Origin of the sequence: Streptomyces sp. RKAG293 (genome assembly GCF_023701745.1) — a bacterium.
Lineage (GTDB): Bacteria > Actinomycetota > Actinomycetes > Streptomycetales > Streptomycetaceae > Actinacidiphila.
Genome location: NZ_JAJOZB010000001.1, coordinates 3,793,540 through 3,807,773, shown reverse-complemented (window position 1 = coordinate 3,807,773; position 14,234 = coordinate 3,793,540). Strand labels below are relative to the sequence as shown.

The window sequence follows — 14,234 nt, the reverse complement described above, 5'->3', positions numbered from 1 at the left end:
ACCGCAGAACCCGTCCGCCGGGTCCCCCACACCAGGTACGTCACGCACGTCACGCCGGCCGTGACCAGGCCGACCGGCCGGCCCCGGGCAACACCGCGAGGTGAAAGTCAGTGAACCGCAGCATCATCTCCCTGGCGGGAGCGACCGCAGCACTCGCCGCCCTCACCGGCGCGGCCGTGCTCACCGGAGCCGGCGACCCGGCCGCCGCGCCCGTGGGCTCCGCCGCCCGGCAGCCGGTGCAGCGGTCGGCGCTCGTCTGCCCGGCGCCGTCGGGCTCCGAGCTGGCGTCCACCACGTACACCTCGTTCACGCCCAAGGGCGCCCAGACGGGCAAGCAGGGCACCGCCCAGCTGCTGCCCGCCATCGGGGACGCGAGCGCCAAGGCCAAGCCGCTCGCCCCGCTCACCCAGCCGGGTGCGCCCGTCACCGCCAAGGTGGAGAAGGCCGACAGCCCGGCGCTGATCGGCACCGCCGAGGGCGGCCTGGCGCCCGGCTGGAGCGTTCAGCAGACCACCGTGGTCAGTGTGGGTCCCGGCCGCGCCGTGCTCGGCACGTCCTGCGTCGCCCCGGACAGCGAGTTCTGGTTCCCGGCCGCGAGCACCGCCGCCGACCGCCAGGACTTCCTGCACCTGGTGAACCCCGACGAGTTGGACGCCGTCGTCGACGTCGAACTGTTCGGCAAGGACGGCGCGCTGAAGGCCACGACCGGCGACGGCGTCTCCGTCCCGTCGCAGGGCAGCACGTCGATCCTGCTCTCCACCCTCGTCACGGAGAAGGTCCAGGACCTGACCGTGCACGTCACCGTCCGCAGCGGCCGGGTCGGCGCGGCCGTCCAGGCCGTGGACGGCAAGGCCGGCGCGGACTGGCTGCCCGCCGCCGCGGACCCGGCCGCCGGCCTGGTCTTCCCCGGCATCCCCGCCGACGCCACGTCCGTGCGGCTCGTCGCGTACGCCACCGGCCAGGACGACGCGGACCTGAAGGTGCGGCTCGCCGCCCCGACCGGCTCGATCACCCCGGCCGGACACGAGACGCTGCACGTCAAGAGCGGTATGACGACCACGATCGAGCTCGGGGACGTCACCAAGGGCGAGGCCGGATCCCTGCTGCTGACCCCGACCGACGCGCATGGGGCCGCGCCGATCGTCGCCGCCCTGCGCATCACCCGCGGCACCGGCGCCAAGCAGGAGACGGCCTTCCTGCCGGCCACCCCGAAGATCGACGAACGGGCCACCGTCGCCGACAACCGGATCAAGGCGTCGACGCTGTCCCTGGTCGCACCGGACAAGGAGGCGGTCGTGAAGGTCACCACCTCGGCGGCCACCGACGGCGGAGCACCGGTCAGCAAGAACGTCACCGTCAAGGCCGGCACCAGCCTGGCGTTCGAGCCGCCCGAGCCCTCGTCGGGCAAGGGCGCCTTCGCGGTGACCGTCGAGCCGGTCTCCGGCGGGCCGGTCTACGCCTCGCGCATGCTGTCGCTGCCGCTCAACGGCATCCCGATGTTCACCATCCAGCCGATGCCGGACGACCGGGGCACGGTCGTGGTCCCGAAGGTCCAGCCGGACCTGACGATCCTCGACGACTGACGATCCCCGACCGCAGACGATTCCGGACCGCTGACGCTTCCCGGCCGCCGATGCTTCCCGGCAACCGGCGCTTCCCGGCCACCGGCGATCAGGGGCCGTCCGGCCGGGTGCGTGTCCGGCCGGGCTTATTCCTGCCCGTACTTGGGGTCCACGTTCTCCGGGGAGAGCCCCAGCAGCTCGGCCACCTGCTCGACGACGACCTCGTGCACGAGCATCGCCCGCTCGTCGTGGCTCTTGGCCCGGATCTCCACCGGGCGGCGGTACACCACGATGCGGTTGGGGGCGTCCTTGCGGCCGCTGATCAGCCGGCCGAGCGGCACGCTGCCGTCGGCGGAGTCGTCCGGCGTCGCCGGTTTCCCCGCGTCGGAGACGAGCGGCACCTCCTGCACGGCGAACTCGACGTCGGCCAGCTGCGGCCAGCGCCTCTCCAGCCGGTCGGCGGCGTCCCGTACGAGATCGTCGAAGGCGTCGGCGCGCGTGAGCGCGAGCGGCACCTGCGGGGGCGCGATGGGTCCGCGCATGCCGCGGCCATGGCGGTCGCGACGACGCGGACGGGGGTCTGAAGAGGGAGGTACGGGGCTGTCCATCGCCTTTGAGCCTAGTCCTCCCGGGGCCCCGGTACACCGCGGACGCCGGGTGGCGCGCCATCCGCCGCGGCTGCCGCGGGACGCCCCTTGACACGCCGTCCGGGAGTGTCCACCGTGGCGAGCCGGGGCCGGGCCAGGGGTGAGGCGGAGCCGCGTCCGGGCTGTGCCTGGGCCGCGCCAGGGCCCGGATCGCCGCGGGGAAACCGCCCCGCAGGCGCCTCCCCGCAGGTCAGCCCGTGATCACGGTTATCAGGCGTTCCCGGCGAACCGGGACGACACGACAGGGTGAGGTCATGGAGAGTCGTCGCGGCCCGCTCAAGAGTGCGGTAGCGTCCAACGTCGTGAGCCCTGTACGTCGCTGTTCGCGGACCGCTTGCGGCCGACCCGCCGTCGCGACGCTGACGTACGTCTACGCGGACTCGACCGCCGTACTCGGCCCGCTCGCGACCTACGCCGAGCCGCACTGCTACGACCTCTGCCACGAGCACTCCGAGCGCCTCACCGCCCCGCGCGGCTGGGAGGTCGTCCGGCTCGCCGTGGACAGCGGCCCGGTGCTCCCCAGCGGTGACGACCTCGAAGCGCTCGCCAACGCGGTGCGCGAGGCGGCCCGCCCGCCGGAACGCCCCGCGAACGCCTCCCGGGGCCGCGAGGCGGACCCCATGGAGGTCGCCCGCAGGGGTCATCTGAGGGTGCTGCGCTCCCCGGAGCCCTGACCGGACCGATCACCCCGCCGGGGTAGGTTGAGCGGGAGTTTTCCGCGCGCCGCCGTCCGGCGCTGTTCAACAGGGGTGTGCTGTGTCCGACTTGTCGCAGATCGTCAAGGCCTACGACATTCGCGGCGTGGTCCCGGACCAGTGGGACGAGCCGCTCGCCGAGCTCTTCGGCGCCGCCTTCGTCACCGTCACCGCGGCCGACGCGATCGTCGTCGGCCATGACATGCGCCCCTCCTCGCCCGGACTGTCCCGCGCCTTCGCGCGCGGCGCGGCCGCCCTCGGCGCGGCCGTCACCGAGATCGGCCTGTGCTCGACGGACGAGCTGTACTTCGCCAGCGGCCAACTCGACCTGCCCGGCGCGATGTTCACCGCCAGCCACAACCCCGCGCAGTACAACGGCATCAAGATGTGCCACAAGGGCGCCGCCCCCGTGGGCCAGGACACCGGCCTGGCCGACATCCGCGCGCTGGCCGAGCGGTGGAGCGAGCAGGGCGCGCCGGAGCCCGCCGCCACCGCCGGGGTGATCACCCAGCGGGACGTGCTGGCCGACTACGCCGGCTATCTGCGGGGCCTGGTCGACCTCGGCGCGATCCGCCGGCTGAAGGTCGTGGTCGACGCGGGCAACGGGATGGGCGGCCACACCGTTCCCACCGTCTTCGCCGGGCTGCCGCTGGAACTGGTGCCGCTCTACTTCGAGCTGGACGGCACGTTCCCCAACCACGAGGCCAACCCGCTCGACCCGAAGAACCTGGTCGACCTGCAGGCGAAGGTCCTGGAGACCGGTGCCGACCTGGGGCTGGCCTTCGACGGTGACGCCGACCGCTGCTTCGCGGTCGACGAGCGCGGCGAGCCGGTGCCGCCCTCGGCGATCACCGCCCTGGTCGCGGCCCGCGAGCTGGCCAAGCACCCCGGCGGCACGATCATCCACAACCTGATCACGTCCTGGTCCGTGCCCGAGGTCGTCGCGGAGCACGGTGGCAAGGCGGTGCGCACCCGCGTCGGCCACTCCTTCATCAAGCAGGAGATGGCCCGCACCGGCGCGATCTTCGGCGGCGAGCACTCCGCGCACTACTACTTCCGCGAGTTCTGGAACGCCGACACCGGCATGCTCGCCGCCCTGCACGTGCTGGCCGCGCTCGGCGCCCAGGACGGGACGCTCTCCGAGCTGGTCGCCGAGTACGACCGCTACGCCGCCTCCGGCGAGATCAACAGCACCGTCGCCGACCAGGCGGGCCGGGTGGCCGCGATCCGCGCCGCGTACGGGAGCCGCCCGGGCGTCACCTTCGACGAACTCGACGGCCTCACGGTCACCACGGCCGACTGGTGGTTCAACGTCCGCGCCTCCAACACCGAGCCGCTGCTCCGCCTCAACGTCGAGGCGCGCGACGCGGCCACCGTCGCCCGCGTCCGCGACGAAGCCCTCGCCGTCATCCGGGCCTGACGCGGCCCCTCGCCGTCATCCGGGCCTGACGCGGCCCCTCGCCGTCATCCGCGCCTGACGCGGCCCCACACGGCACCGCCCCGGCGTTAGGCTGATCACGCGGTATGCCGCTGCCGCGGCACCGGAACGCAGCTGTCGAAGACCACCGTCCGAACCACGCCGTCCGAAAGGACTCGCCACCATGTCGCTCGTCGAAGCCAGCCTCCTGGAGATCCTCGCCTGCCCGGCGTGCCACGCCCCGCTCCGGGAGGACATCGAAGCGAACGAGCTCGTGTGCACCGCGGACAGCTGCGGCCTCGCCTACCCGGTACGCGACGAGATTCCCGTCCTGCTCATCGACGAGGCCCGCCGCCCCGCCTGAAAGGCCTGACGGCCGACACGGCCGGACCGGGCCCCCGGGACGGGGACCCGTGACCTCCCGGGGCAGGACGTGCCCGGGGTGACGGACCAGGACCCGGAGGTCCCGATGCTCGACGAGTCGCTGCTTGACGACCCCGACGCCCTCGCCCGCGCCGACACCCGCGGACTGCTGCTCGGCGCCGCGGCGGCCGGCGCCCGCGTGCGGACCGCCGCGCGGCTCACGCAGGAGGCGGGCGTCCAGGACCTGCGCCCCGACGGGCGGCCGCGCACCGTGCTCGTCGCCGGCTCCGGCCCGGAAGCCGCGGCCGTGGCCGATGTGCTCGGCGCGCTCGGAGCCGGCAGCTGCCCCGTCATACCGCTGCGGTCGGCCGGACCGACCCCGTACGAACCGCGGTGGACGCTCCCCGGCTGGACCGGCCCGCTCGACCTGGTGCTGCTCACCACCGCGAGCGGCAGGGAGGCCGGCCTCGTCGGGCTCGTCGAGCAGGCCTACCGGCGCGGCTGCACCGTCGCCGCTGTGGCACCCGCCAGATCGCCCCTCGCCGAGGCACTGGAGCAGGCGCGCGGCATGACGATCCCGTTCGCCGGGCCCGCGTCGCCGCTTCCCACCGGACCGGCCGGCACCCCTGCGGAGGACCCCGGCGCGCTGTGGGCACTGCTCACCCCGCTGTTCACGCTCGCCGACCGCATCGGGCTGTTCACCGCCCCGCCGACCGCGGTGCAGGCCGTGGCCGACCGGCTCGACGAGGTCGCCGCCCGCTGCGGGCCGGCCATCGCGACGTACAACAACCCCGCCAAGACGCTGGCCACCGAACTGGCCGACGCCCTGCCGCTGCTGTGGAGCACCGGACCGAACGCCGCCCCGGCCGCCCGCCGCTTCGCCGCCGTCCTCGCCACCAGGACCGGCCGCCCCGCGCTCGCCGCCGAACTGCCCGAGGCGCTCGCGGCCCACGGCGCGCTGCTCGCCGGAACCCTCTCGCCGGGAGCCGACCCCGACGACTTCTTCCGCGACCGCGTCGAGGACCACCAGGCCATGCGGCTGCGCGTCGTCCTGCTGCGGGAGGCCGCCGGACAGCAGGCCGTGTCCGCGCCCGCCGCCCGTGAGCTGGCCTACGCGCACGACACCCCGCTGAGCGAGATCGCCGCGGCCGACGGCGGCGTCCTGGAGACCACCGCCGAACTGCTCGCCCTGACGGATTTCGCCTCGGTTTACCTCGCCGTCGCCTCCGCCGAGAGATCATGACGCCATGGACCGTCTGACCAACACCGTGCGTCCCTACGCCTGGGGCTCCACCACCGCCATCCCCGAACTGCTCGGCACCGCCCCCACCGGCGAGCCGCAGGCCGAACTGTGGATGGGCGCGCACCCGGGAGCACCCTCCCTGATCGACCGGGGCGCGGGACCGGTCCCGCTGAACGAGGCGATCGACGCCGATCCGCTCGCGGAACTCGGCGAGCCGGCCGTGCTGCGCTTCGGCCCCCGGCTGCCGTTCCTGTTCAAGATCCTCGCGGCCGGCGCGCCCCTGTCGCTCCAGGTCCACCCCGACCTCGCCCAGGCGCGGGCGGGCTTCGCGGACGAGGAGGCGCGCGGCATCCCCGTCGACGCCCCGCACCGCAACTACAAGGACGCGAACCACAAGCCCGAGGCCATCGTCGCGCTCACCCCCTTCGACGGGCTGTGCGGCTTCCGGCACCCCGCCGAGGCCGCGGAGCTCCTCGAAGCCCTCGGCGTGGACTCGCTCAAGCCGTACGCGGACATCCTGCGCGCCCGGCCCGAGACCGACGCGCTGCGCGAGGTCCTCGCCGCCGTACTGACCGCCGACCGCGACGCGATGGCGGAAACGGTCGACGAGGCCGCCCAGGCCGCCGCCCGGCTCGCCGAACAGGACGGGCGGGACGGTCGGAACACCGCCGACTTCGCCGCCTACGCCGCCACGGCCCACAGCTTCCCCGGCGACCCCGGCGTCATCGCGGCCATGCTCCTCAACCACGTGACGCTGCAGCCCGGCGAAGCCCTCTACCTCGGCGCCGGCGTCCCGCACGCCTACCTCGACGGCCTCGGCGTCGAGATCATGGCCAACTCCGACAACGTGCTGCGCTGCGGCCTGACCCCCAAGCACGTGGACGTGCCGGAACTGCTCCGCATCGTCCGCTTCGAGGCCACCGACCCGGGCGTCCTGCGCCCCGAGGTCTCCTCGAACGGCGAAGAGGTCTACGCGACGCCCATCGACGAGTTCCGGCTCTCGCGCTACGTACTCGCCCCCGGCGGCGAGGCCCGCACCCCCGACGCCCGCACCCCGCAGATCCTGCTCTGCACCGACGGCGCCGCGCGGCTGCGCTCCCCGCACGGGGAGCTGACCCTGGAGCGCGGCGAGTCCGCCTTCGTCCCGGCGGGCGAACAGGTGGAACTGACGTGCCCGGCCGGCATCGCCGGCAGCATCGGGAACACCGCTGGAGGCGGCACCGGAAGCACCGCCGGAAGCATCACCGGAGGGACCGTCTTCCGCGCCACAGTGGTGGCCTGACGCGCCGTCCGCGGGGCAGCCTGCAAGAATGACCGGCCAGTGGCCGGGGGCCGGACCGAAGGACCGAAGGGACGAACCAACACCTATGAGCGCGTCAGGCGGAACCAAGGCGATCGTCGCCGCATTGAGCGCCAACCTCGCCATCGCCGTGGCGAAGTTCGTGGCATTCGCGTTCAGCGGATCGTCGTCCATGCTCGCCGAAGGCGTGCACTCCCTCGCCGACTCGGGCAACCAGGCGCTGCTCCTCGTCGGGGGAAAGAAGGCCAAGCGCGCGGCGAGCGAGGAGCACCCGTTCGGCTACGGCCGCGAGCGCTACATCTACGCCTTCCTGGTGTCGATCGTGCTGTTCAGCGTCGGTGGCATGTTCGCGCTCTACGAGGGCTACGAGAAGATCAAGCACCCGCACCCGATCGAGCACTGGTACTGGCCGATCGGCGTCCTGGTCTTCGCGATCATCGCGGAGAGCTTCTCCTTCCGCACCGCCATCGTCGAGTCCAACCAGACCCGCGGCAAGCTCTCCTGGACCGAGTTCATCCGCCGGTCCAAGGCCCCGGAACTGCCCGTCGTCCTGCTGGAGGACTTCGGCGCGCTCGTCGGCCTCGTCCTCGCCCTCTGCGGTGTCGGCATCGCGCTGGCCACCGGTGACGGCGTCTGGGACGGCATCGGCACCCTCTGCATCGGCATCCTGCTCATCGTGATCGCCCTCGTGCTCGCCGCCGAGACCAAGTCGCTGCTCCTCGGCGAGGGTGCGGGTGCCGAATCGGTGGCCATGATCCGCGAGGCCATCGTCGACGGGGACACCGTCACCGGCGTCATCCACATGCGCACCCTCCACCTGGGTCCCGAGGAACTGCTGGTCGCGGCGAAGATCGCCGTCCGGCACGACGACACCGCCGCCGAGGTCGCCCGCGCGATCGACGCCGCCGAGGCCCGGATCCGCGAGGCCGTGCCGATCGCCCGCGTCATCTACCTCGAACCCGACATCTACAGCGAGGCCGCCGCGGCGGCCGGTCCCGACCCGGCCCAGACACCGGGCGGCGACCCGCACCCCCACTGAGGACGCGAAGCACGGAGGAAGGGCCCCGCACCGATCGGTGCGGGGCCCTTCCCTTGTGCTGATCCCATGTGCTGATGGTGCTGGCGGCCGACGGTGCTGACGGTGCCGCCGTCAGGACTACTCGATCTCGGCCAGCACCCGGAGGATGCCGTCCCGGCCCTCGGCCTTCTGCAGCCGCTCCCGGAAGCCGGTGTCCATCAGCTTGCGCGACAGCTGCGCCAGGATCCGCAGATGCTCGTCACCGGCCGCCGCCTCCGGCACGGAGATCATGAAGACCAGCTTGGCCTTCGTCCCGTCCAGCGAACCCCAGTCGATGCCGTCGGCCGACCGCGCGAAGCCCACCAGCGGAGACGTCACCGCGTCCGTCTTGGCGTGCGGGATGGCGATCTCCTCGCCGAGGCCGGTCGTACCCTGCGCCTCCCGCGCCAGCGCCACGGCCACCAGGGCGTCGACATCCGCGACCTTCCCGGTGGTCGCCAGCATCTCCGCCATCTCGCGGATCGCGGACTCCTTGTCGGAGGCGTCGAGCTGTTCCTTGACGGTCTGCCCGGTGAGATAGCCGGAGAGGACCTCGGTGGCGTCGGCGACCTCGGGAGTGGCGGAGGGTGCCGTACGGGCGGGTGCTGCCGAGACGACTGCCGGGGCACCGACGGCGCCGACGCCGGCCAGCACCGGTTCGAGCGCCGGCTGGGGCACCAGGGCCTTCGCCGCGCCGCCGGCCCGCCGCTCCTTGATGTCGATCAGCGCGTTGGTCGTGAACGCCGTGACCACGGTGCCGATCGCGATGGCCAGGAAGAACACCGGCACTCCGCCGACCGCTCCGAGGACCGCCACGATGGGACCGCCGTGCGGCACCGAGTCCTTCACCGAAGCCATGCCCGCGATGGCACCGGCCACCGCGCCACCGAGCATGTTGGCGGGGATGACCTGCGCGGGCCGCGCCGCGGCGAACGGGATCGCACCCTCCGAGATGCCGAAGCAGCCCATGAACAGGGCCGCCATCCCGGTCTCGCGCTCCTGCTCGGAGTAGAGCTTGCGGCGCAGCACGGTCGCCAGTCCCTGGCCCAGCGGCATGACGGGGATCGCGGCCGCGCACATGCCCATGACGGTCAGGTTGCCCGAACCGATCAGGCCGGCGCCGAAGAGGAACGCGGTCTTGTTGACCGGGCCGCCCATGTCGAACGCGATCATCAGGCCGAGGATCGCGCCGAGCAGGATGGCGCTCGATCCGGTCATCCCGCTCAGGAAGTCGGTGAGGTGCTCGAAGACCCACGAGATCGGCTTCCCGATGACGTAGATGAAGAACAGCCCGAGCGAGGTCGTCGCGACGATGGGGATCACGATGATCGGCATGATCGGCTGGACGAACTTCGGGACCTGGACCTTCTTGATCCACAGCACCAGATAGCCGGCCAGGAAGCCGGTCACGATGGCACCGATGAAGCCCGCACCGGCCTTGGAGTCGTACAGCGATCCGGTGTTGGCGATCCAGCCGCCGATCATGCCCGGGACGAGCGCGGGCCGGTCACCGATCGCGTAGGCGATGTACCCGGACAGGATCGGGACCATCAGCGTGAAGCCGATGACACCGATGTCGTTGACGTGCTTCCAGAAGGTCCCGTCCGGGATGACCAGGCCGCCCTCGGGGTTGGTGTGCCCGCCCAGCGCCAGCGAGATGGCGATCAGCAGCCCGCCGACCACCACGAACGGAATCATGTACGAGACGCCGTTCATCAGCGCCTTGTAGCCGACGCTGCGCTGCTTGCCCGCGCCGCCGCTGTTCCCGCTGCCGCTGCCGCCGCCGAGCGAGTCGGCGCCGCCGCGGCCGCCCCCGCCGTGCACCGGGGCGCTGCGTACCTGCTCGATCAGCCGCTCCGGGTGGCTGATGCCCTCGGAGACCCCGACGGACAGCACCCTCTTGCCGGCGAAGCGGCTGAGATCGACGTCCTTGTCGGCCGCGATGATGATCCCGTCGGCAGCTCTGACATCGTTGTCAGACAAGACGTTCTCAGCGCCGATGGACCCTTGCGTCTCCACTTTCATGTCGATGCCGAGCGCCTCGGCGGCCTGGGCGAGCTTCTCCGCGGCCATGTACGTGTGAGCGATGCCGGTGGGGCATGCGGTCACCGCGAGCAGCTTCAGCCGCTGTGTCGTGGTCCCCGCTGCATCGCGGGGGTCGGCCGGACTGGTCACGTGATCGTCTCCTTCAGCCATTCGGGCGCAAACGGGCGCGAGTCCGCAAGAGTGTTGCTGCCCTGATCGAATCGTGCAACATTCCGGAACCGCGACGGACGTGACATTGGTCCCTTATGTACCCTCCGGTCGGCCTGTCCTTCCTGCTCCCTTCTTGCCTCCGCCCACTGGCCGAAACCGGTACGAGGTGGGGAGCGCGGGGCCGTCCGGTGTAGGTTCGTCTGTAGCCAGACGTCGCTGCTGATGGCGGTCGGGCGGCACCGCGGAAGTGGTTGCCGGCCGAGGGAGAGAGGGCCTCCGACGGAATGCGCTGCTGCAAGGGGACGGGTGTGTCCGCTCAAGGGCGCTGTCTCGTCAGCCTGCGGCTGCGTCAATTCCCCGTCCACCTCGACGCATTCAGCGAGGAGCAGCCCGTATGACCACCACCGCAACTGACTTCAAGGTCGCCGACATCTCCCAGGCCGCTTACGGCCGCAAGGAGATCACGCTGGCCGAGCACGAGATGCCCGGCCTGATGTCGATCCGTGCCGAGTACGCCGAGGCGCAGCCGCTGGCCGGCGCCCGCATCACCGGCTCGCTGCACATGACGATCCAGACCGCCGTCCTCATCGAGACGCTGGTCGCGCTCGGCGCGGACGTCCGCTGGGCGTCCTGCAACATCTTCTCCACCCAGGACCACGCCGCCGCCGCCATCGCGGTCGGCCCGAACGGCACCCCCGAGAACCCGCAGGGTGTGCCGGTCTTCGCCTGGAAGGGCGAGTCCCTCGAAGAGTACTGGTGGTGCACGGAGCAGGCGCTGACCTGGCCGAACACCCCCACCGGCGGCCCGAACATGATCCTGGACGACGGCGGCGACGCCACGCTCCTCGTACACAAGGGCGTTGAGTTCGAGAAGGCCGGCGCGGCTCCGGACCCGTCCACCGCGGACAGCGAGGAGTACGGCTACATCCTCCGCGTGCTGAACCGCACCCTCTCCGAGAGCCCCCAGAAGTGGACCCAGCTGTCGTCGGAGATCCGCGGCGTCACCGAGGAGACCACCACCGGTGTCCACCGCCTCTACGAGATGATGCAGGAAGGCTCGCTGCTCTTCCCGGCCATCAACGTCAATGACGCGGTCACCAAGTCGAAGTTCGACAACAAGTACGGCTGCCGCCACTCCCTGATCGACGGCATCAACCGCGCCACCGACGTCCTCATCGGCGGCAAGGTCGCCGTCGTCCTGGGTTACGGCGACGTCGGCAAGGGCTGCGCGGAGTCGCTGCGCGGCCAGGGCGCCCGGGTCGTCATCACCGAGATCGACCCGATCTGCGCACTGCAGGCGGCGATGGACGGCTACCAGGTCGCCACCCTCGACGACGTCGTCGAGAGCGCCGACATCTTCATCACCACGACCGGCAACAAGGACATCATCATGGCCGCCGACATGGCCAAGATGAAGCACCAGGCCATCGTGGGCAACATCGGCCACTTCGACAACGAGATCGACATGGCCGGCCTGGCCAAGATCCCGGGCATCGTCAAGGACGAGGTCAAGCCCCAGGTCCACACCTGGAAGTTCACCGACGGCAAGGTCCTGATCGTCCTCTCCGAGGGCCGTCTGCTGAACCTCGGCAACGCGACCGGTCACCCCTCGTTCGTCATGTCCAACTCCTTCGCGGACCAGACCCTGGCCCAGATCGAGCTGTTCACCAAGCAGAGCGAGTACCCCACCGGCGTCTACGTGCTCCCGAAGCACCTGGACGAGAAGGTCGCCCGTCTGCACCTGGACGCCCTCGGCGTCCGGCTGACGACGCTGCGCCCGGAGCAGGCCGCCTACATCGGCGTCCCGGTCGAGGGCCCGTACAAGGCGGACCACTACCGCTACTGATCCACCCGGTCCGGGATCGCCGCGGCTGACCGCGGCGATCCACAGCGGTTGATCCAGCGTTTGATCCACAGCGGTCGAGATCCGCAGCGGTCGATCCACTGCGGTTGAGATCGACTGCGGTCGATCCACTGAGCGTCACGAGCGTCGCCCCCGCCGTTTTCCGCGGCGGGGGCTTCGCCGTTTAAGGTCCCCACCATGCCCCGAGGCCGTTACTCGTTCTACGACACGCATGACCACACCCCCCTGGGTGCCGAGCACTTCCACTGCGCCACCGGCCCCTCCGGCTGGCGCTACGTCTCCCAGCTCACCGCCCCATCGGGTGACCACTCCGGCTCCGTCGACCTCACCATCGACGACCTCGGCCGCCCCATCCGCCTCGAACTGAACGCGTCCAGCTGGCAGGTCCGCGGCGCGGCCATCGACGGCGTCACGTGGGTCCGTACCGACCCCGCCGGGGAGCAGGCGCAGGAGGGCAACGTCCCCGCCCATGCCTTCACCGGGGCCTCGCCCGCGTTTCTGATCGCCACCGCACGCCTGCTGCGCCTCGAACCGGGCACCCCCGCCACCCGCGTACGCCTCGTCGCCTTCGCACCCCCCGTGCTCGCGCCCCGCACCCTGGACCAGTCCTGGGCTCTGCTGAACAGGACAACACACGACACCGACAGCGGCCCGCTGCCTGTGGACGAGTACCAGGTGACCGAGCTCGACACCGGCGAGCAGCGGCAGATCCACATCGCGGGCGACGTCGTGCTCTCCGCCCCGGGCATCGAACTCGAAGAGCTCGAATCACCCCCGTCGGCGTTCGCCTGACACCGTCCGTCCCCAGGGATGCGGGGCCCGGCGCGGCCCGGCCCGGTCCCGTTCGGCCCGGTCCCGTTCGGTCCGGTTCGGCTCGGCTCGGTCCGGCTTATGCCGGGGGAGCGAACCCGGTGCGCGGCGGCTCCGGCGCGGCGGGTTTCGACAGCATCGCCGGCGCAGGCTGGACGGGTTGAACAGCCTGAACCGGCTGGGGAGGTGGCATGACCGGCGCCGTCATCACGGGTGGCTGTGCGCCCCCGAAAGGACCGGCCGGAGGCCCGCCCGCGCCGAACATCCGCCGGGCGTCCCGCGACTGCCGTTCCGCCACCACCGCGGCGAGGAACGCCGCCGGCGGGGTCCCCTGCGGCACCCGCGCCCCCGTGCACGCGGCGACATCCGCCGCCAGCCGCTCCGCCATCGACCAGCTGACCTGCGGATCCAGCTGCCACATCCGTGAGAGGTACTGCCGTACGGCGAGCCACAGCCCTTCCGGCACACCCGAGAGGTCCACCCCGGCGAGCTGCGCCGCCAGCCACGGCGGGGCGGGCGGCATCAGCTGCGAGTGCTGCACCGGGACGCGTTCGCGGACGACCAGGGTCCCGCCGAAGACGTCCCCCAGCCGGCGCCCGCGCACCGACACCAGGGACGCGATGCACGCGATGACGCCCAGCGACAGCTGGATCTCGACGACACCGACGGCCCCGCGCACCAGCGCGTGCCGGAAGCGGATCGGACCGCCGTCGTCCCGCACCACCCGCAGCCCGCAGGCCAGCTTGCCCAGCGACCGCCCACGGGTGAGGGTCTCGACGGCTATGGGTATGCCGACCAGGATGAGCAGCAGCGCGCCGATCGACACCGCCGCGACCGCCGCGTCGTCGAGCGACGAGGTCGCCGCGGCGAGCAGGAACATCAGCCCGATGAAGCCCGTCCAGTAGACGACGAGGTCGATCGTCGTCGCGAGCGCGCGGCTCGGCAGCTTGGCCGGGTCCATCCCCAGCGCCACCGCCTCGCCCGTCACCAGTCCACTCACGCGCGAACCCCTCCCACCGCCGTCCGAACCCTTGCCCGAACAGTCTGCCCGGTCTGCCAAGCTGGGGCCTCCCACTGTCC

12 protein-coding genes are annotated in these 14,234 nt (G+C 72.0%); 9 read left to right on the top strand and 3 right to left on the bottom strand.

The window, feature by feature from the left end; genetic code table 11:
• The first annotated feature begins 110 nt into the window (after positions 1-110).
• Entirely contained in the window at positions 111-1,583 is a 1,473-nt protein-coding gene (locus LNW72_RS16720) for a DUF5719 family protein (RefSeq protein ID WP_250976151.1), read from the top strand.
• A gap of 125 nt (positions 1,584-1,708) precedes the next feature.
• Here the strand turns inward: LNW72_RS16720 and LNW72_RS16715 are convergent, their stop codons facing one another.
• Positions 1,709-2,170, bottom strand: a complete 462-nt coding sequence (locus LNW72_RS16715) for a metallopeptidase family protein (RefSeq protein ID WP_250976150.1) — start codon at positions 2,168-2,170, stop codon at positions 1,709-1,711.
• Between the two features lie 293 nt (positions 2,171-2,463).
• Between LNW72_RS16715 and LNW72_RS16710 the strand changes: the two genes are divergently transcribed.
• The 6 genes from LNW72_RS16710 (at position 2,464) to LNW72_RS16685 (ending at position 8,266) form a co-directional block, all read left to right on the top strand.
• A complete protein-coding gene (locus LNW72_RS16710) occupies positions 2,464-2,883 on the top strand; it encodes a DUF3499 domain-containing protein (protein ID WP_250976149.1) in 420 nt (139 codons plus the stop codon).
• A gap of 82 nt (positions 2,884-2,965) precedes the next feature.
• Positions 2,966-4,324 carry a phosphomannomutase/phosphoglucomutase gene (locus tag LNW72_RS16705; protein ID WP_250976148.1) on the top strand — a complete coding sequence of 453 codons (1,359 nt, stop codon included), beginning with the start codon at positions 2,966-2,968 and terminating at the stop codon, positions 4,322-4,324.
• Positions 4,325-4,505: 181 nt separating this feature from the next.
• Positions 4,506-4,685, top strand: a complete 180-nt coding sequence (locus LNW72_RS16700) for a Trm112 family protein (RefSeq protein ID WP_250976147.1) — start codon at positions 4,506-4,508, stop codon at positions 4,683-4,685.
• A gap of 105 nt (positions 4,686-4,790) precedes the next feature.
• On the top strand, positions 4,791-5,927 hold the full coding sequence (locus LNW72_RS16695; RefSeq protein WP_250980184.1) for an SIS domain-containing protein: 1,137 nt from the start codon (positions 4,791-4,793) through the stop codon (positions 5,925-5,927).
• 4 nt (positions 5,928-5,931) lie between these two features.
• Positions 5,932-7,209: a mannose-6-phosphate isomerase, class I gene (manA, locus tag LNW72_RS16690; RefSeq protein WP_250976146.1), complete on the top strand. Its 1,278-nt coding sequence runs from the start codon at positions 5,932-5,934 to the stop codon at positions 7,207-7,209.
• A gap of 85 nt (positions 7,210-7,294) precedes the next feature.
• Positions 7,295-8,266, top strand: coding sequence for a cation diffusion facilitator family transporter (locus tag LNW72_RS16685; protein WP_250976145.1), 972 nt, complete (start codon positions 7,295-7,297; stop codon positions 8,264-8,266).
• A gap of 117 nt (positions 8,267-8,383) precedes the next feature.
• Here LNW72_RS16685 and LNW72_RS16680 read toward each other — a convergent pair whose 3' ends face one another.
• Positions 8,384-10,459, bottom strand: a complete 2,076-nt coding sequence (locus LNW72_RS16680) for a fructose-specific PTS transporter subunit EIIC (RefSeq protein WP_308401956.1) — start codon at positions 10,457-10,459, stop codon at positions 8,384-8,386.
• A gap of 415 nt (positions 10,460-10,874) precedes the next feature.
• Between LNW72_RS16680 and ahcY the strand changes: the two genes are divergently transcribed.
• Both ahcY and LNW72_RS16670 read left to right on the top strand, forming a co-directional pair.
• A complete protein-coding gene (gene ahcY, locus LNW72_RS16675) occupies positions 10,875-12,326 on the top strand; it encodes an adenosylhomocysteinase (RefSeq protein ID WP_250976144.1) in 1,452 nt (483 codons plus the stop codon).
• Positions 12,327-12,521: 195 nt separating this feature from the next.
• Positions 12,522-13,136 (top strand): hypothetical protein, encoded by a 615-nt coding sequence (locus tag LNW72_RS16670; RefSeq protein WP_250976143.1) that lies wholly within the window; start codon positions 12,522-12,524, stop codon positions 13,134-13,136.
• Positions 13,137-13,233: 97 nt separating this feature from the next.
• Here the strand turns inward: LNW72_RS16670 and LNW72_RS16665 are convergent, their stop codons facing one another.
• Positions 13,234-14,154 (bottom strand): RDD family protein, encoded by a 921-nt coding sequence (locus LNW72_RS16665; protein WP_250976142.1) that lies wholly within the window; start codon positions 14,152-14,154, stop codon positions 13,234-13,236.
• Positions 14,155-14,234: the final 80 nt, after the last annotated feature.